16 protein-coding genes are annotated in these 17,679 nt (G+C 44.7%); 7 read left to right on the plus strand and 9 right to left on the minus strand.

The genetic code is table 11. The features are described from left to right. On the plus strand, window positions 1-180 hold a 180-nt coding region (locus L990_RS20370), incomplete at its 5' end, for a hypothetical protein (protein ID WP_231562265.1). Here L990_RS20370 and L990_RS08235 read toward each other — a convergent pair. Next, window positions 146-2,341 carry a RelA/SpoT family protein gene (locus L990_RS08235; RefSeq protein ID WP_047447569.1) on the minus strand — a complete coding sequence of 732 codons (2,196 nt, stop codon included), beginning with the start codon at window positions 2,339-2,341 and terminating at the stop codon, window positions 146-148. The genes L990_RS20370 and L990_RS08235 overlap by 35 nt on opposite strands. A 116-nt stretch (window positions 2,342-2,457) precedes the next feature. Between L990_RS08235 and ligA the strand changes: the two genes are divergently transcribed. The 5 genes from ligA (at window position 2,458) to L990_RS08260 (ending at window position 7,562) form a co-directional block, all read left to right on the plus strand. Beyond that, window positions 2,458-4,455, plus strand: coding sequence for an NAD-dependent DNA ligase LigA (gene ligA / locus L990_RS08240; RefSeq protein ID WP_047447571.1), 1,998 nt, complete (start codon window positions 2,458-2,460; stop codon window positions 4,453-4,455). Window positions 4,456-4,458: 3 nt separating this feature from the next. Next, window positions 4,459-4,998: a DUF6913 domain-containing protein gene (locus tag L990_RS08245; protein ID WP_047447573.1), complete on the plus strand. Its 540-nt coding sequence runs from the start codon at window positions 4,459-4,461 to the stop codon at window positions 4,996-4,998. A gap of 17 nt (window positions 4,999-5,015) precedes the next feature. Beyond that, window positions 5,016-5,891: a 4-hydroxy-tetrahydrodipicolinate synthase gene (dapA, locus tag L990_RS08250; protein ID WP_052180853.1), complete on the plus strand. Its 876-nt coding sequence runs from the start codon at window positions 5,016-5,018 to the stop codon at window positions 5,889-5,891. A 275-nt stretch (window positions 5,892-6,166) separates the two neighbouring features. After that, on the plus strand, window positions 6,167-6,763 hold the full coding sequence (locus L990_RS08255) for a plasmid pRiA4b ORF-3 family protein (protein ID WP_052180854.1): 597 nt from the start codon (window positions 6,167-6,169) through the stop codon (window positions 6,761-6,763). Between the two features lie 61 nt (window positions 6,764-6,824). Next, window positions 6,825-7,562 (plus strand): hypothetical protein, encoded by a 738-nt coding sequence (locus L990_RS08260; protein ID WP_047447576.1) that lies wholly within the window; start codon window positions 6,825-6,827, stop codon window positions 7,560-7,562. A 37-nt stretch (window positions 7,563-7,599) separates the two neighbouring features. Here the strand turns inward: L990_RS08260 and folD are convergent, their stop codons facing one another. From folD to argS, 3 genes are all read right to left on the minus strand, one after another. Beyond that, the gene (gene folD / locus L990_RS08265) at window positions 7,600-8,481 is read right to left on the minus strand and encodes a bifunctional methylenetetrahydrofolate dehydrogenase/methenyltetrahydrofolate cyclohydrolase FolD (protein WP_047447578.1); all 882 of its coding nucleotides are present in this window, start codon (window positions 8,479-8,481) and stop codon (window positions 7,600-7,602) included. A 21-nt stretch (window positions 8,482-8,502) separates the two neighbouring features. Then, the gene (ffh, locus tag L990_RS08270) at window positions 8,503-9,840 is read right to left on the minus strand and encodes a signal recognition particle protein (RefSeq protein ID WP_047447580.1); all 1,338 of its coding nucleotides are present in this window, start codon (window positions 9,838-9,840) and stop codon (window positions 8,503-8,505) included. Between the two features lie 89 nt (window positions 9,841-9,929). Further along, window positions 9,930-11,720, minus strand: coding sequence for an arginine--tRNA ligase (argS, locus tag L990_RS08275; RefSeq protein WP_047447582.1), 1,791 nt, complete (start codon window positions 11,718-11,720; stop codon window positions 9,930-9,932). Between the two features lie 220 nt (window positions 11,721-11,940). On the opposite strand from argS, the gene L990_RS08280 reads away from it, so the two are divergent. Further along, window positions 11,941-12,681, plus strand: coding sequence for a class I SAM-dependent methyltransferase (locus L990_RS08280; protein ID WP_047447584.1), 741 nt, complete (start codon window positions 11,941-11,943; stop codon window positions 12,679-12,681). A gap of 107 nt (window positions 12,682-12,788) precedes the next feature. Here the strand turns inward: L990_RS08280 and L990_RS08285 are convergent, their stop codons facing one another. From L990_RS08285 to pstC, 5 genes are all read right to left on the minus strand, one after another. Then, window positions 12,789-13,685, minus strand: coding sequence for a CorA family divalent cation transporter (locus L990_RS08285; RefSeq protein WP_047447586.1), 897 nt, complete (start codon window positions 13,683-13,685; stop codon window positions 12,789-12,791). Window positions 13,686-13,825: 140 nt separating this feature from the next. After that, window positions 13,826-14,548, minus strand: a complete 723-nt coding sequence (locus L990_RS08290) for a GIN domain-containing protein (RefSeq protein WP_047447589.1) — start codon at window positions 14,546-14,548, stop codon at window positions 13,826-13,828. Window positions 14,549-15,086: 538 nt separating this feature from the next. Beyond that, window positions 15,087-15,923 (minus strand): phosphate ABC transporter ATP-binding protein, encoded by an 837-nt coding sequence (locus tag L990_RS08295; RefSeq protein ID WP_081981652.1) that lies wholly within the window; start codon window positions 15,921-15,923, stop codon window positions 15,087-15,089. Next, entirely contained in the window at window positions 15,923-16,762 is an 840-nt protein-coding gene (locus L990_RS08300) for a PstA family ABC transporter permease (RefSeq protein ID WP_047447590.1), read from the minus strand. Before L990_RS08300 ends, L990_RS08295 begins: the two co-directional genes overlap by 1 nt. 22 nt (window positions 16,763-16,784) lie before the next feature. Further along, on the minus strand, window positions 16,785-17,678 hold the full coding sequence (gene pstC, locus L990_RS19945) for a phosphate ABC transporter permease subunit PstC (RefSeq protein ID WP_047447592.1): 894 nt from the start codon (window positions 17,676-17,678) through the stop codon (window positions 16,785-16,787). Window position 17,679: the final 1 nt, after the last annotated feature.

The following is a 17,679-nucleotide window of genomic DNA, read 5'->3' on the forward strand; positions in this document are numbered from 1 at the left end:
TGCTCCCGGAGGCGTTGGCGAAAGGCAATATCGAATGAAAATGTAGCCACCAGCCTTTCCTGTGCACGAGCAACCGGAGGAGGGGCATTTAGCAGCATCAGCGGCGCACCTTGTGGATGCGCCGCTGATGCTATTCTGGTTGCCGTTACTCCGATGTGGCTACGCGGCTGGCTTTTATAACTCCCTTTATCCGGTTTATGCGGTAGATAATCATGTCGAGCTGCTTGATATTCTCCACGTACACCTTTACCTTCCCCTCAAAAAGGCCACCACGGGTGTTGAACGATGCCGAACGCAGGTTCACCTTCATCTCCTTGGAGAGCACCTCCGATATTCGGGTAAATAGCCCCATCGAATCCTCCCCAATAATGCGGATGGTGGTTTGGAACGAGTTGGTTTCGCGCGTTTGCTGCCACTTAGCCTTGATGATGCGGTAGGGGTAGCGCTCGTGCATGCTTTTGGCATTGGGGCAGGTGTTGCGGTGTATCTTTATGCCATGGGTGATGGTTACAAAGCCAAAGATGTCGTCGCCAAATATGGGGTTGCAGCAGGTTGCCAGCTTGTACTCCACGTTGGCTAGATTTTCGTCTATAACCAGGTAGTCGCCGCTTTCGGGCTCCTTCGAGGTTTGGAACTGCTGTATCTCGTGGCTGGCACTCTTCTCTTCGGTTTGGCTATTTTCTATGTAGTCCTTAATTACGGCTACGTCGATTTTTCCGTTACCCAGCATGGCGTAAAAATCGGTAATCGACTTTATCTTATTCTTTTTGATGAACTGCGAGGCCATTTCGTCAGGAAACTCCAGCTTCCAGTTCTTCAACCTGCGCGAAAGGAGCTCTTTGCCGAGGTTTACCACCTTCAGCTCTTCCTCTTTAAGGCTTTGCTTAATCTTTCCTCTAGCCTTAGAGGTGATAACAAACGATAGCCAATCCTTGGTTGGTTTCTGGTTTTTGGAGATGATGATCTCCACCTGGTCGCCGTTCTTGAGCTTATCCTTTATGGAGGCAAGCTTGTTGTTGATGCGGCCGCCTACGCACGATACGCCCAGCTTGGAGTGCACCTCAAAGGCAAAGTCGAGTATCGACGATCCGGCAGGCATCTTCTTTAGATCGCCGTTGGGGGTAAATACGAATATTTCTTTTTGGTAGCTTTCGAGCTGCTTAAGGCTTTCCACCATTTCGTTTGGATCTTCGGCTTGCTCTAGCAGGGTACGTAGGTCGCTAAGCCAGTCGTCTATGCCGTGGCCTTGCTTAATTCCCTTGTACTTCCAGTGCGCGGCGATACCGAGCTCGGCCACGTCGTCCATGCGTTGGGTGCGGATTTGCACCTCTACCCATTTCCCTTCTGGCCCAATAACGGTGGCGTGTAGGCTCTCATACCCGTTCGATTTGGGTACCGATATCCAGTCGCGCATGCGCTCGGGGTTGGGGATATACTTTTCCGTAACGATGGAGTAAGCTCGCCAGCAGTCGGCTTTTTCCATGCTCAGCTCGCTATTCAGGATGATGCGTATGGCAAATAGATCAAACACCTCCTCAAAGGGAATGCCTTGTTTCTTCATCTTTCTCCATATGGAGAAGATGGACTTGGTGCGGCTCTTTACCTCAAACTGTAGTCCGTGCTGCTGTAGCCCGTCCAGTATTGGTTTGATGAACTTGCCTATGTAGGTATTACGCTCTTTGGCGGTTTCTTCTAGCTTGGTGACGATGTGCTTATAGTCGGCAGGGTCGGTATGTTTTAGCGAGAGATCCTCCATCTCCGATTTCACCGAGTAAAGACCTAGCCTATGGGCTAGGGGGGCGTACAAGTTGAGCGTCTCCTTGGCCTTCTTCAGCTGCTTTTCGGGCGTGAAGAAGTAGAGGTGGCGCATCACGTCGAGCCTATCGGCAAGCTTAATGAGGATAACGCGCGGATCGGCCGAGTAGGATATTACCAGCTGCCGGTAGTTTTCGGCCTCGGCGGCGTTGGCCTTCGGATCAATTTCAGAAATCTTATTGAGCCCCTTTACAATGTTGGCAATCTCCCCGTTGTACTCTTTCTGAACGGTTTCGTCGGTTAGCTGCCCGATTCTAAAGGTCTCGTGTAGCAGTACGGAAACGGCTGCAGTGCCGTTAAGCCCCATTTCTTCTACCACAATGCTGGCAACCGCCAAGGCATGAAAAATAAAGGGGTCGCCATTCTCGCGACGTTTTTCGCGGTGGGCATGCGCCGCAATGCGGAACGACCTCTTCAAAAAGGTTAGCTCTTCAGCCGAGCTGCTCTTCCTGCAGGCTTTGTATAGGCTTCTGAATCTGTCCAGAAGCTCTTTCCTTTCATCAATATCCCAATCCATCACTTCCATGCGACACACTTTTTCGTAAAAATATCAATTATTGAAAGAAATAATTTAACTTAACAGGGAATATAGTGTTGTTTTTTCTCAAATTTCAAAAGTACTTTTGCTCAAAATTGCCACAAATGATAACCAATGATATACTTGCAAAGGCCGAGAAGCTTAAAAAACTGCTAGAGCAAGCCAACTACGAGTACTATGTGCTCAATAATCCATCCATAACAGACTACGAGTACGACATGCATATGAAGGAGCTGCAGGCGCTTGAGGTGCAGTATCCCGAGTTGGCTGATGTAAACTCGCCTTCGCAGCGTGTCGGTAGCGACCTCAATCAAGCTTTTACCCAGGTGCAGCACCGCTATCCTATGCTTTCTCTATCCAACGTTTATTCGGTGGAGGAACTTCGTGATTTTGACACTCGCATTCGTAAGGTAGTGAGCGATGTTTCCTATGTTTGCGAGCTTAAGTTTGATGGTACAGCCATTGGTATTACCTATCAAAACGGCGAGATGGTTCGTGCCGTTACTCGTGGCGACGGAGTTAAAGGGGATGATGTTACTGCAAACGTTCGTACGATTCGTAGTATTCCTCTAAAGCTTAGGGGTAACGATTTTCCTGCGGATTTTGAAGTTCGCGGAGAAATAATTCTGCCTCATGCTTCTTTTAATAGGCTTAATGCAGAACGTGAGGAAATAGGCGAACAGCCATTTGCTAACCCTCGTAATGCAGCCGCAGGAACTCTGAAAATGCAAAACTCATCGGTTGTTGCTAAGCGTGGTCTCGACTGTTATCTGTATTTCCTGAACGGTGATCAGCTTCCCACAGAGAGCCATTACTGCAATTTGCTGTCGATGCGTAGCTGGGGCTTTAAGGTGTCGGAGCATGCTATGCTATGTACAACAATCGAAGAGGTGGTTGCTTTCATAGAAAGATGGGATGAGGAGCGTCATAACCTTCCTTACGATACCGATGGTGTGGTTATTAAGGTTGATAGCTTGGCTCATCAAGTAGAGTTGGGCTTTACGGCAAAATCCCCGCGTTGGGCTGTCGCCTATAAGTTTAAAGCCGAGCAGGCGTCAACAAAGCTGCTTAGCGTCGACTTTCAAGTGGGGCGTACAGGGGCAATTACACCGGTGGCAAACCTGGAGCCTGTTCAGCTGGCCGGAACAACGGTAAAGCGAGCTTCCCTTCATAATGCAGATCAGATAGAGCTGCTAGATCTGCGCATCAACGACTATGTGCTGGTGGAAAAAGGGGGAGAAATTATACCTAAGGTGGTTGGTGTTGATATGGATCGAAGAGGTAGTGGACTTGTGCCTTTTAAGTACATAACGCATTGCCCAGAGTGCGGTACTTTGCTTGTACGTGAAGAAGGGGAGGCCAAGCATTTTTGCCCTAATGACGCCGAGTGTCCCCCTCAAATAGTTGGTAGGTTGGAGCATTTTATCAGCCGAAAGGCCATGAATATAGATGGTCTGGGGAGCGAAACGGCGGAGCTGGTGTACCGCGAAGGGCTAATAAGGGATATCGCGGACTTATATAATCTAGAGGTTGAACAGCTGAAGAACCTAGAGCGGATGGGAGCCAAGTCCGCTAGCAATATCATTAAAAGTATTGAAAATTCGAAGCAGGTACCTTTTGAACGGGTACTATATGCGCTTGGCATTCGTTATGTAGGAGAGGTTACAGCGAAAAAGCTGGCAGCCCATTTCAAAAGCATAGATAGCCTAATGGCGGCGCCTTACGAAGAGCTGCTGCAGGTCGAAGAGGTTGGAGAAAAAATAGCCGAAAGCATCATTCACCATTTTAAGGAGCCGAAAAATGTAGAGCAGCTGGAACGTTTACGGGCTAATGGCGTACAAATGGTTATAAAAGAGGTGGCAAGAGCATCTGATAAGCTAAATAATTTTACATTTGTAATTAGTGGTACATTTGAGATTGCTAGAGACGAGATAAAAAGTCTTATAGAGGAGAATGGAGGTAAGGTGGTGAGTAGCATCTCGGGAAACTTAAGCTATCTGGTTGTTGGCGAGAATATGGGTCCAGCAAAATTGGAAAAGGCAAATAAGCTGGGAACTAAAATGATCAGCCTATCAGAATTAAAAGATTTGATTAATAGCTAGTATATGTTTGCTACATTAAAGAAAAAGTTAGAAAAACGAGCTTTAGAGTCTATTCGTTCCAAAGTTTCTGCAAGCCGAATACGACGATTTACGCCTCTCAATCAGGTAAAGAGCGTTGTGCTGCTTTATCGGGTTGATGGTGCTACCATATCTACCGATTTATACAATTTTATAGGGCAGTTTGAGCGTCGGGGTGCTGCGGTTGACGTGGTGCTGGTTAGTAAGCGTACAGATGCTCAAGAAAAGTTAGACGATAAGGAAAATTTTTACTACATAGGTCATCAGGATATTAAGTGGTATGGGGTGCCCAAAAGCGATAAGATTTTGGAAGTACTTCAAAAAAATCATGATTATTTCATAGATTTGACCATGATGGAGCGGGGCATTTGCACCTACCTAGCCAACGCATCAATGGCTAAGTTTAAGATAGGTGGAATTAACTACCCGAACTCTCCTTACGATTTAATAATCGACGTTAGTAGTGACGTTGATTTGGGCTTTTTTGAAGAACAGATGATGGTTTACCTTCAAAAGATTGGGTAGACGAAAAAATAATTGCTATGAACTTAAGAGGTGTTGGGGTAGCGTTAGTTACGCCATTTAACGAAGATGGAAGTGTAGATTTTGAGTCGTTGACTCGCTTAGTAGATTACGTATCGGCCAACGATGTCGATTATTTAGTTGTTCATGGTACAACTGGAGAAACTCCAGTTTTAACAAAAGAAGAAAAACGGGCCGTAGTTAAGCATGTTTACGATAACAACAAGGCAAAATTACCGATCGTAGTTGGCTGTGGAGGAAACTGTACTGCCGATGTTATAGCCCTTTTAAATGATGAAATGTATAAGCATGCCGATGCTATATTATCGGTAACGCCATACTATAACAAGCCTAATCAAACAGGGCTTTACGAGCATTACAAAGCTATTGCGTTGGCCTCTAAAAAGCCTGTAATTCTTTATAACGTGCCTGGTCGTACGGGGGTTAATTTAACTGCGGAAACGATAATTCGTTTGGCAAACGACTTTGAAAATATAGTGGCTATTAAGGAGGCAAATACCGACTTCAACCAGCTAATTAAGGTGCTAAAAGGGCGTCCTGAAGGATTCCTAGTGCTTTCTGCTGATGATGCGCATGTTGTTCCTCAGATAGCAGTAGGAGCTGATGGCGTAATTTCTGTAGCAGCCAACTCCTATCCGAAAGATTTTTGCAGTATGGTTCATTTGGCGTTGAATGGAAAATTCGCTGAAGCGACTCCAATCGTCTATAAGTTGGCGGATGCAATAGACTTGCTTTTTGCGGAAGGTAATCCAACGGGAGTAAAGGCTGCGCTAAGTAAGTTGGGGATATGTAAGAACGTGCTAAGATTACCGCTGGTTCCAGCTTCGGATAAGCTTTATCAGCAAACCGAGCAGTTTGTTAATAGTAATATGTAGAAAAAACTGTTATATTAAATCAGATTTGTTGATCGCCAGGGAAGAGGGTATCCAATTCTTTGGCGATCTTTATATTATTCAGTAGATAAAACAAGGTTTCAGAACGATATTCTTGCACGTAGATTAAAAGATATCTGTTCGAGTAATAATTTGAAATTATCTGCGTTTTTAGGTAAAAGAACTTCACTAAACACTTCTTTAATTGGCGGAATAGTGTAAGTTTGTATAGAGGCAATTTCCTAAAGGGTTAGAGCCATTAACCAAATCTTATTACTATGAGTAAAATTTATCAATTTAGGATTGAGCTGAATGGCATAGAGCCTGCAATTTGGCGTAGCGTACAGCTTAATGATGATAATCAGCTGCTAGACCTTCACTATGCCGCGCAAATTGCCATGGGGTGGTACGATTCTCACCTCTACGATTTTCATATGGATGGTAAGCACTACGGCGATCCAGAAGCTCTGGATGATACCAACATCATCGATGATAGTGAGGTAGATATTGTAGATATTTTCAAGAATGAAAAGGATTCTATTCTTTACACCTACGATTTTACCGATGATTGGAAGCATACCATCACGCTAGAAAAGATTATAGATGCAAAGAAGCCGTTGGAGCACATGCTTTGTGTTGGAGGCAAGCGTAATTGTCCACCTGAAGATTGTGGAGGAATTTCTGCGTATCTCGAAATTGTAGAGATTATGAAAACTCCAGAAGGCAAGGAGTACGAGGAGATGGTTGAATGGCTAGGCGAGAAGTATGATCCCGAGTTCTTCGATATGCAAATCATCAACGATTCGTTTAAGGAGACAGAAGAAATGTTCCAGAACGATATGGATATGGATTGGGACGTTAGTGAAAAGAACTAAATAGCAAAAATCGCAGCTCTTGCATTGAAAAATGTGAGAGCTGCGTTTAATATAAGATCGTATGAGAAAGGCTTTATTGGTTGCCGCATTTTCAGCTATATCAGCAGTTGCTTTGTCGCAGGATAAGGTGGAGGATAGGCTGTACTATTTGGATATTTCGGTGGGATACAACTTCGCTTTACCTCCGTTTACCAGTTCGGGGAATAGCGTAACCATGCTAAAACCTCATAATGGAGGTAGCATGTCCTTCTCCTTTGCTCGCAAAGTAGGAGACGATTGGGGTGTTCAAATTGAGGTGCTTTCTGCTGCTTTTAAGGTAAATAGTAGTGATCTTCAGAACTTCTTTACCGATTCGAAGCCATCTCAAGTCAATCTTAACGGGTATAACTCAACTTTTTTTGGAGTAGGAGCGGTTAAATTTTTTCCTTTCGGGAAGTTTAAGCTGGATCTAAAGGGAAGCGCAGGTATGAATATGACCGAATTTGCTAAGCAGGAGTATCTTTTACAAGTAAAGGCATTCAATCCAAGCAGTCCAACGTTTGAAAATATAACTATCAATGCTAAGCGGGGATATGCTCCTGCTTTACTGCTAGGTACTCGTCTTCGCTACCCAATCGGAGAAACCATAGATCTTGGAATAAAGGTCGAGTATGGTTTATCGAAAGTTTCGTTTGATATTGAAAAGACGGCAAGAGCACAAGATCAACCTAAGGCAGAGCCTACTTACTCTGATTTAGGGAGCCATTCTAAAACAATTTCCTATATAAATACAGGATTTACTTTAGGGCTTAGGTTCTAAATAAAAAAGGGGCTCGAATTTCGAACCCCTTTTTTATTTATTGGTAAATTTCCTTTTTGCAAGCTTTTAACGTGTTGGTTAGCAACGCGACAATAGTCATTGCTCCGACACCTCCAGGAACAGGGGTGATGTAGCCGCATTTAGGGGAAACTTCGTCGAATTTAACATCGCCAAGTAGCTTCCATCCAGACTTGGAGGTTTCTGACTTAACGCGAGTAATTCCAACGTCTATTACGACAGCGCCCTCCTTTACCATCTCTTTGGTTACAAACTCAGGTGCTCCTAAGGCCGCAATTAAAATATCGGCTGACTTACAAACCTCGTTCAGATTTTTGGTCCGGCTGTGGCACATGGTTACGGTACAATCGCCTGGATATCCTTTTTGTGAAAGAAGATTGGCCATTGGCCTTCCGACGATGTTGCTTCTGCCAATTACTACCGCATGTTTTCCTGCAGTTTCAATCTTATAGCGCTTAAGCAGCTCCATTATACCGTAAGGTGTAGCCGAGATGTAGGCTGGAAGTCCAATCATCATGCGTCCAACGTTGATTGGATGAAATCCGTCAACATCTTTCTTTGGATCTATTGCTTCGATAACCTTGTTTTCGTCTATATGCTTTGGAAGAGGTAGCTGAACAATAAAACCATCTATTTCAGGATTTTCATTTAGCTGTTTAATGGTTGCTAGCAGCTCTGCCTCTGTTGCGCTTTCTTCGAAACGGAAGATGCTTGACTTGAAGCCAACCTCTGCACATCCCTTTTCTTTATGGCCAACATAGGTTTCGCTAGCACCATTATGTCCAACAATAATAGCAGCAAGGTGTGGCACCTTATGGCCATTAGCCACCAATGCTTTTACCTCTTCTGCAATTTCAGCCTTAATTTCGGCAGCAATTTTTTTACCGTCAATTAGGTTCATAGGTTAGTTTTTACTCGTAGGTTAGTGCTTTAATCCCTTCATGCCTTTCATCATGCCGCCCATAGCTCTCGGTCCACCAGCCATCATTTTCATCATCTTTCGGGTATCTTCGAACTGCTTAAGCAGACGATTTACCTCTTGAATGGTGGTTCCGCTACCATCGGCAATACGCTTGCGGCGGCTTCCGTTAATTACGGCAGGGTTTTCTCTTTCGAGTGGGGTCATCGATTTAATGATTGCTTCTATACCTTTGAAAGCATTATCATCGATGTCTATATTTTTCATTGCCTTTCCTAGACCAGGAATCATGCTTGCCAAGTCCTTCAGGTTACCCATCTTCTTGATTTGCGCAATTTGGGTAAGGAAGTCGTTGAAGTTGAACTGATCTTTGGCAATCTTTTTTTGAAGATTTCTAGCTTGTTCGGCGTCGTACTGTTCTTGAGCTTTTTCAACAAGGGTTACAATATCACCCATGCCTAAGATACGGTCGGCCATACGTGCAGGGTGGAATGGTTGCAGCGCATCCATCTTTTCACCCATGCTCATAAACTTAATCGGCTTGTTAACTACCGATCGGATAGATAGCGCAGCACCACCTCGGGTATCACCATCGAGCTTAGTTAGTACAACTCCATTAAAATCTAATCGATCGTTGAACTCTTTTGCAGTATTTACGGCATCTTGTCCAGTCATCGAGTCGACAACAAAAAGGATTTCGTTTGGACTAACAGCCTTTTTAATATTCTCTACTTCCTGCATCATCGCCTCGTCAACGGCCAAACGGCCTGCGGTATCGATGATTACGACGTTGTTGCCTTTATCTTTTGCGTACTTAATGGCATTTTTAGCAATCTCTACAGGATTCTTGCTTCCCTCTTCGGTGTATACTTCAACGCCAATTTGTTCTCCCAGAATTTTAAGCTGCTGTATAGCAGCAGGACGGTAAACGTCTCCTGCAACAAGTAGCGGTTGGCGACCTTTCTTGCTTTTTATAAACGAGGCTAACTTCCCTGAGAAGGTAGTTTTACCAGATCCCTGAAGACCTGCAATAAGAATTACTGCAGGAGAGCCTTTAAGGTCGATATCCTCCATTTCTCCACCCATAAGAGCAACCAGCTCGTCGTGAACAATTTTGGTCATCATTTGACCTGGTTTCACGGCTGTTAGCACGTCTTGTCCTAGGGCTTTTTTCTTGATATCATCGGTAAAGTTTTTTGCCACCTTGTAGCTCACGTCGGCATCAAGTAGAGCCTTACGAATATCTTTTACCGTTTCGGCAATGTTGATATCGGTGATTTTGCCCTCACCTTTCAGCAGCTTAAACGCTCTGTCTAACCTGTCGGATAAATTCTCGAACATATATCTTTACTTTTTTAGATTGCGATTTGTGATTTGCGAGCTGCGACTCGTGAAGCATATCTCACATCGCACATCGCCCATCGAAAAAACTACATTTGTTCTGGTACGCTAATTCCTAATAGTCCAGTAGAACTCTTTATGATATCTGCAATCTGCATCGATAGGGCTAAGCGCATCGAGCGAAGCTCTGCGTTTTCTTCCTTCAAGATTGGAGAATCGTGGTAGAACTGGTTGAACTCCTTTGCCAAATCGTAAACATAGTTGGCAATAATAGCAGGAGAAAGCTGTTCTGCAGCAACCTCAACGGTCTCGGTGTATAGGTCGATCATCTTAATTAGATCGATTTCTTTTTGAGAGAATGGTAGGTTGGTATTTATTGCTTGAGGAATCTCCATTCCTGCGCTGTTTGCCTTTCGTAGTACCGATTTGATGCGGGCATGTGTATACTGAATAAACGGTCCTGTATTTCCGTTAAAGTCAATAGATTCCTTAGGATCGAATAGCATTGTCTTTTTAGGATCTACCTTAAGAATAAAGTATTTAAGAGCGCCTAGTCCAACCATGCTGTTAACTTCATTTGCCTGCTCTTCAGTTAGCCCTTCTAGCTTGCCTAACTCTTCAGACATTTGTCGAGCAGTTGATACCATTTCGTTAACCAAATCATCAGCATCAACAACAGTACCCTCGCGCGACTTCATTTTTCCTTCTGGCAGCTCAACCATTCCGTAAGATAGGTGGGTGATATTCTCTGCCCAGCTAAATCCAAGCTTCTTTAGTACCAAACGGAGTACTTGGAAGTGGTAGTTTTGCTCATTTCCAACTACGTAAATATGTTCGTCGAGGGTGTACTCGTCAAAACGTTGGTGAGCGGTGCCCAAATCTTGGGTCATGTACACCGATGTTCCGTCAGAGCGAAGCAGCAGCTTTTGATCTAAACCTTCAGAAGTAAGATCGATCCAAACAGAGCCATCCTCCTTCTTGAAGAATACGCCTTGCTCCAAACCTTTTGTAACCAACTCTTTTCCTAAAAGGTAGGTTTGAGATTCGTAGTAGGTACGGTCGAATGTGATGCCAAGATCCTTATAGGTCTTTTCGAAACCTTCGTAAACCCAGCCATTCATTTGGCTCCAAAGGCTAATGGTTGCCTCATCTTTAGCTTCCCACTTGCGGAGCATATCCTGAGCTTCAAGAATAATAGGAGCCTTTTTCTTAGCCTCTTCCTCTTCCATTCCGGTAGCAACCATCTCTTTTACCTCCTGTCGGAAAGCTTTGTCGAAGCGAACGTAGTATTCGCCAACCAGATGGTCACCCTTTTTACCCGATGACTGAGGTGTTTCTCCATTACCAAAACGCAACCAGGCAACCATCGATTTGCAGATGTGGATTCCACGATCGTTCACGAGGTTTACCATGTACACCTTTTTTCCGCTAGCTTTTAAGATTTTCGAAACCGCATTACCCAGTAGATTGTTGCGAACGTGTCCTAAATGTAGGGGCTTATTGGTATTTGGCGAAGAGTATTCGACCATAATGCTTTTGCCGCTGTTGGGTTCAGCAAAACCGAAGTTTTTGGTGCCCAAGGCGATATTTAGGCGTGAAGCCCAAAATTCTGGCTTAAGGCTAATATTTAGGAATCCCTTAATTACGTTGTATGCTGATACTTCCCGAACGTTAGCCAAAAGGTATTCGCCAATCTCTTGTCCGATAGCTTCGGGAGATTTTCTAGCGAGTTTTACAAAAGGGAATACAATTAGGGTGTAGTCGCCTTCGAAGTCCTTTTTTGTCTGTTGGATCTGAATCTGAGATGTTGTAACCTCTTTTCCATAAATTGCTTGTGCTCCTTCAAGACACCAATCCGAGATGATTGATTCTACGTTCATCTAACTATGCATATTAAATATAGGATGCAAAGATAAAAAGCCAAGCTAACAATTAAAATAAATAATGGAAAGATTACCTAATTTATTAAGCTTATTGAAGGGCATATGCCATTATTTAACTTTAGAGGAGTACCCTTAATTAAATGCTTTTAAGGAAATATCACGCTTGAAAAGCGCCTTGTTTTGGGTTAACTTTGTTATATATGCAAACACTACTGCTATGGATAAGCTGATTAACTCGATTTTTGGCAGCTTACCTCGACAAGGTCCTGGTGAGCGTAACGCTACACTAAAGGCGCTAGAGGCAATTCCAACCGATCTTAAGGAGGGAACCATTTTAGATATTGGCGCTGGCACAGGTGCGCAAACCATGCTGCTGCTCGAGAATACAAATGCCAACGTTATTGCGCTGGATAGCAACAAGGAGTTTATCCAAACGCTTCTTACCAAAGCCCGTAACGAGGGTTTTGACAGCCGAATAAGGGGAATTGAAGAGTCGATGCACTCCATCCATCTGCCAACTGCTAGTATTGATATAATTTGGTGCGAAGGTGCCATTTACCACATTACTCCAGAGCAGGGATTGATGAAGTGGAAGCGCCTGCTTAAGCCTCAAGGCTACTTTGCTTTTACCGATTTATGCTGGGTTAGGCCTAATCCTCCTAAACGGATTCTGAACTACTGGAAATCCAACTATCCAAAAATGAAAAGTTTCGATGATATTGAAATGATAGTTGACCGTTGTGGATACGACTTGATTACCAGCTTTACCCTTTCGCAATCTGCATGGACCGAAAACTACTACGACCATTTGGAGCAGAAGGTTAAGGCTGTAGAGGAGGAGGTTGAAGGAGTTAGCGCAAGCGAACTTTTTGAAGCCATACGTGAGGAGATGCAGCTTTTTGAGGAGTATAGGGAGTACTACAACTACGGATTTTTTGTAGCCAAGTTAAGATCGTAAATCTTTAGCGATGGCTGAAAATGGTATGGAAAACTCATGAATGTAACTAATATGTCCGTAAGGACAGGCCATTATGTTAGGGGCTAGCAGATTGCTAGCCCCTTTTGCTATAGTATTCTTTTCTTTTTAAACCAAAGAATAAGGAAGATGGCAAATGCCGCCATAATGGTGATAACAAATGCGTATCCGTACTTCCATTGCAGCTCGGGCATATAGGCAAAGTTCATTCCGTAGAAACCTGCAATGAAGCTTAACGGCAAAAAGAAGGCGGAGTAGATGGTTAGCAGCTTCATAACGTCGTTGCTTTTTTGGGCAGCCACGGAGAGGTAGGTGTTCATGATGTTGCTTGCATCTTCGAGGGCCTCTTCGTACTCCAAAATGAGCTTTATAACCGAATCTTTCACATCCTGCAGCGCAGTTTGGTTCTCTACCGGTATGCGGTACTGGTTTAGCACGTTTTGGGTAAGCAGCAGCAGCTTCTTGCTGATACGCGTTTCCGTTTTTTGGTAGTACAGATCTTCGAGCGAAATCTTTTTTAAATCTTTCAGAAAAATGATGCTTTCCATTTCGTCGATTAGGCTAGATTGCCAGCTGGCTGGCTCGGTGTAGGAATCGACTATATGGCTAAAAATATGGATAATATGCTGGTGAAGCGTGACGGTTGGCTCTAAAGAATCCTTTATGTTGGTAAGAAACGGAAAATCTGGGCGATGAACCGTGATTAGCGTATCCTTTTTAATGAAAAAAGCCACCTTATCCGAGAGCTCCTGCACGGTAGTTACGTTTACCTCCTTTTTGGCCGAGTAGGCTCTTAGAATGATGAAGGTAAACTCCTCGAACTGCTCAATTTTGGGAAGGTGACCCGGCTCTAGGCTATCGCTTACCAAAAAGAAATCGAGGTTATGCGCCTTGGTTATCTTTTCGATCTGCTCTGTAGAGGGAGATATCAGGTCTATCCACTTAAAAGTATCGAAATCGAGCTCGTGTACTTGGCTTTTGCTCATAGCGTTATTTCTAAGTTAAGGTACATCTAAAGTAGGTAAAAAAGATGATTTGCCAAACGTTACGCCCCAATTGTTATCCGTAAAAAAGCGCGAATCGGTTCTGCTACCAATTCGCGCTTGTATTATTTAGGGCTACCATGCTACCGGTTGTAGTCAACAATCTGCGAGCCGCCCGAAAGCTTATGTATTATTGATGGAAATCCTATAAAGCGAACCGTACTTTGTCCTGATGCCTCAACTTTAAGGTTGTTGGTGGTGTAAACCTCGGCAAGGCTTTGGCCCAGTAGAAAAAGGTCGGCATTATTGGCGTGTAGCTTAAATCCTAGGAATTGGCTATTCCCCGAAATTTCCTTTGTAAAAATGGTTCCAGCATCGCCGTACACCTCTATGTCGGAAGCGTCGGTGGCAATGGCTTCGAGCCTGTCGCTATCAATTTGTGCTTTAACGTAAGCCCCGCTCGTAACATCAATATTAAAAATGTTGGTGCTAAAACGGCTAGGCGAGTAAACCTCTGCGTTGTTCGATGCCAAAATGGAGTTAAGGTACGGAAGCTCGATGTACACCTGCTTAACCCTTACGCTTCCGGGGTTAATCCCTTTATCTAAGGTGACCCTTAGCTCCCCGTTGTACACATCGGTATAAACGTATCGCTGAATCTCATCCGGCACCTCCACAATAACACGCTCGCGTGGTCCCCACGAAATGTTTGCCTTAAATCCATCTCTAATATCAACCCCATCAAAAGGCGGCGTTGGGCGGGTGGTGCTGGTTACATCTTCGGGGATAATATCGTTGTCTATAACGCAGGAGTGGAGCGATGCTACTAGCGTAAGTAGGAGTATTGTTCTTAGTATGTTCTTCATATGCGCTGGTTGAGTTAATTTGCTGGTTGTTTTACTACGTCTTTATGACGTTTGGATGGCCGTAAAGTTACAACGGCATCCGAAAATAGCTGTTTTTGCCAAAATAAAGCTCGATTTTAGGCTTAGGCCTTCCGTCGTACGGCCATTTGGTTAGCGAAGATGATACAAAAAGCTTGCCTAATGTTCCATCTTACTAAGTTTTTGTGGCAAAAAAATTGGTTGTTGTTTCACTTTATTTGGTTGGTGAAAGAGTAACCAAAGTTTTTGTTTCACCAACTTTGATCTTTGTTTTGCGGAAATAGGTTGGTGTAACAACGAAATTGGTTGGTGAAACAGCAGACTATTTTCCTGTAACAAAAGAATAGTCTTTTGTTACAAAAGATTAGGGAAATGCTCCATTTTATTAGGGAAATGGAACAAAAGAATAGCCAAATGGCGTATCGTCTTGTGCCGATACGCCATTTTATGGCGGTTAACTATCATACTATTAGATAGTAAGTAGTTTTTGCCCTTGTTCAGTTTTTCGAGGGGGATTTTGCTAGCTGATGCTTCCGTCTATATACTCCTTGGTGAGGGGTTTTTGCGGGTTGTTAAAGATTTGCTCGGCGGTTCCGAACTCCACCAGCGTGCCCATGTACATAAATGCCACATAGTCGGCAATTCGTTTTGCCTGACGCAGGGTATGCGTAACCAAAACGATGGTATAGTCCTTCTTAAGCTCGAGGAATAGCTCCTCAATCTTTTTGGTCGAAATGGGATCGAGGGCCGATGTAGCCTCATCCCCGAGTATTATTTCGGGCTCCACGGCTAGTCCACGGGCAAGGCAAAGCCGCTGCTGCTGACCGATGGATAGGCGAACGGCAGGCGATTTAAGCCGATCTTTAACCTCCTCCCACAGCCCAACAGCCGAGAGCTGGTTTTTTACCACCTGGTGGATTTCCTTCTTACCCTTCATCCCGTGGATGCGAGGGCCGTAGGCTATATTTTCGTAGATCGACATGGGAAGCGGGCAGGGGCGCTGCGCCAAAAGGCCCATCTTCTTTCTAATGCCGATGATTTCGCGTTCGGTGGCCGCGTAGATATCCGTTCCGTTAAGGTAAAGCTCCCCCTCCACATGGATGTCGTCGTTTTCGTCGTGCATGCGGTTTAGGGTGCGCAGCAGGGTTGTCTTTCCGCATCCCGAGGGACCTATAATGCAGGTAATGCTGTTTTTTGGAATGGAGAGGTTTACATCTCGAACAATGTGCTTTTTTTGTATGTACACATTAAGGTTGTGGGCCGTAAGGTGTCCAAACTCGAGGGGCTCGCTAGGCTGCTGGGCCTGCTTGCTAGGCTCCTCTTTTGTAAAGCTTTTATGTAGGGTTTTTAGGTTCATTACTGGCTGTTTTTAGAAAACTTACGGCTAAAAAAACGAGCCGTAAAGCTAAGTGCAAGAATAATGATGGTTAAGATGAGTGCCGAGGCGTAGGCCCTGTTTTGTACCTCCTCTATGGGGCTTCCTAGCTGAAAGAAAATGGCTAGGGGAAGCGAGGCGGCCGGTTCCATTACGCCATGCGGAACGTTATCGGTGTAGCCTGCGGTAAATAAAACGGTTGCCGCATCGCCAATTCCGCGGCCTATGGCTAGCAGTATGGCGGTGGATATTCCGGGGAGCAGCTGCCTAACTACCACCTTGATGGTTTCGTATCGGGTGGCGCCCAAAACCTTTGGTGCCTCAATTAAGTCGCGAGGCACCATAACGGCCACCTCATCTATCGACCGTATCATTATAGGGGTAATGAGAAAGGCCATTGTTATTATACCGCCCAGCAGTGATGCCTTAATGCCTAGGGCAATCATCAGCATAAAGCCGAATGCTCCGTAAACGATGGAGGGGATTCCGAAGAGAATATCCATTGTAAAGCGGGCTACCAAGGCAAATCTCGACTTCTTGGAGAGGTAGAAGTTGATGTACATGGCTGCCGGAATGCTAATAAGCATACTTAGCAGAACAGCCCCCAGTATAAGGTACACCGATCCGGCAATGGCGTTTAGCACGCCGCCTTCCTTTCCGAGGTAAAAGCCTCCCGATGGTACCTGCGAGATCATCTCCCACGATAGGGAGGGAAGTCCCCGACGAATAATCACAAATAGGATGTAGAGCAGCATGGCCAAAATGGCAAGGCTGGCTAGCTGCATCGCTATCTTGGCTATTTTTTCTTCGATATGCTTCATTTATCTCCTTGTTTAATCTTCATTAATGGTATCGCTTTTCAATATGGTAGAGCACAATCCTCGATGCAATGTTGAAAAGCACAATGATGGCAAACAGCAGGAAAGCCGCAAACATCAGGGCCGATTCGTAGCCCGGTATCGACATCATCTCGCCGTAGTTGTTGGCAATTAGGGCGGGTAGCGGGTAGCACGAGTCGAATAGCGAGCTGGGCGTAATGGCCATGTTGCCACAAACCATCAGCACGGCCATCGTTTCTCCAAATGCACGCGAAATGGCCAGCACCGTGGCGGCAACCACCCCCGGCATCGACTTACGTAGCACCACCTTCTTAACCGTTTGCCACTTGGTTGCCCCCAACGACCACGAGGCCTCCCTCATCTCCTGGGGGATAGATTTAAAAACCTCGGTAAGGATGCTAATAATTAGCGGGACAATCATAATGGCAAGAACAATTCCGCCAGCCAGCACGCTGTAGCCAGTAGAGAAGTCAACAAACTTAGGAGCCAGCTTTTCCGAAATGTAGGGAACAATGGTTAGCGTGCCCCATACCCCATAAATAACAGGAGGAATACCAGAGAGTAGGTCTACAACCGGAAAGAAAAACCTTTGTATGCGCTTGGACGCATATTCATTTAGGTAGATACTGGCTAGGATGGAGAGAGGCAATGCTAGTATGATGGCAATTGCGGTAATGTAAAGGGTGCTTATGATGTAAGCTCCAAAACCAAACTCCCCCTTAAAAGGACGCCAGCTGCTGGTTGTAATAAGAGACCAAAAGTTTTTCTCCTGTATGACAGGCAGCGCTTTCTGAAATATTACCCAACCGATAATGAAAAGTATCATTATGCATAAAAGGGTAATGCCCAGCATGTAGTACTGGGCAATGGTATCTTTAATATGTCGCTTTGTGTACATC

Origin of the sequence: Alistipes sp. ZOR0009 (genome assembly GCF_000798815.1) — a bacterium.
Lineage (GTDB): Bacteria > Bacteroidota > Bacteroidia > Bacteroidales > ZOR0009 > Acetobacteroides.

What these genes read in the sequence shown, in the direction of transcription:
- L990_RS08235 (WP_047447569.1), bottom strand. Translation starts at nt 2,341, where the DNA reads ATGGAAGTGATGGATTGGGATATTGATGAAAGGAAAGAGCTTCTGGAC.
- ligA (WP_047447571.1), top strand. Translation starts at nt 2,458, where the DNA reads ATGATAACCAATGATATACTTGCAAAGGCCGAGAAGCTTAAAAAACTG.
- L990_RS08245 (WP_047447573.1), top strand. Translation starts at nt 4,459, where the DNA reads ATGTTTGCTACATTAAAGAAAAAGTTAGAAAAACGAGCTTTAGAGTCT.
- dapA (WP_052180853.1), top strand. Translation starts at nt 5,016, where the DNA reads ATGAACTTAAGAGGTGTTGGGGTAGCGTTAGTTACGCCATTTAACGAA.
- L990_RS08255 (WP_052180854.1), top strand. Translation starts at nt 6,167, where the DNA reads ATGAGTAAAATTTATCAATTTAGGATTGAGCTGAATGGCATAGAGCCT.
- L990_RS08260 (WP_047447576.1), top strand. Translation starts at nt 6,825, where the DNA reads ATGAGAAAGGCTTTATTGGTTGCCGCATTTTCAGCTATATCAGCAGTT.
- folD (WP_047447578.1), bottom strand. Translation starts at nt 8,481, where the DNA reads ATGAACCTAATTGACGGTAAAAAAATTGCTGCCGAAATTAAGGCTGAA.
- ffh (WP_047447580.1), bottom strand. Translation starts at nt 9,840, where the DNA reads ATGTTCGAGAATTTATCCGACAGGTTAGACAGAGCGTTTAAGCTGCTG.
- argS (WP_047447582.1), bottom strand. Translation starts at nt 11,720, where the DNA reads ATGAACGTAGAATCAATCATCTCGGATTGGTGTCTTGAAGGAGCACAA.
- L990_RS08280 (WP_047447584.1), top strand. Translation starts at nt 11,941, where the DNA reads ATGGATAAGCTGATTAACTCGATTTTTGGCAGCTTACCTCGACAAGGT.
- L990_RS08285 (WP_047447586.1), bottom strand. Translation starts at nt 13,685, where the DNA reads ATGAGCAAAAGCCAAGTACACGAGCTCGATTTCGATACTTTTAAGTGG.
- L990_RS08290 (WP_047447589.1), bottom strand. Translation starts at nt 14,548, where the DNA reads ATGAAGAACATACTAAGAACAATACTCCTACTTACGCTAGTAGCATCG.
- L990_RS08295 (WP_081981652.1), bottom strand. Translation starts at nt 15,923, where the DNA reads ATGAACCTAAAAACCCTACATAAAAGCTTTACAAAAGAGGAGCCTAGC.
- L990_RS08300 (WP_047447590.1), bottom strand. Translation starts at nt 16,762, where the DNA reads ATGAAGCATATCGAAGAAAAAATAGCCAAGATAGCGATGCAGCTAGCC.
- pstC (WP_047447592.1), bottom strand. Translation starts at nt 17,678, where the DNA reads ATGTACACAAAGCGACATATTAAAGATACCATTGCCCAGTACTACATG.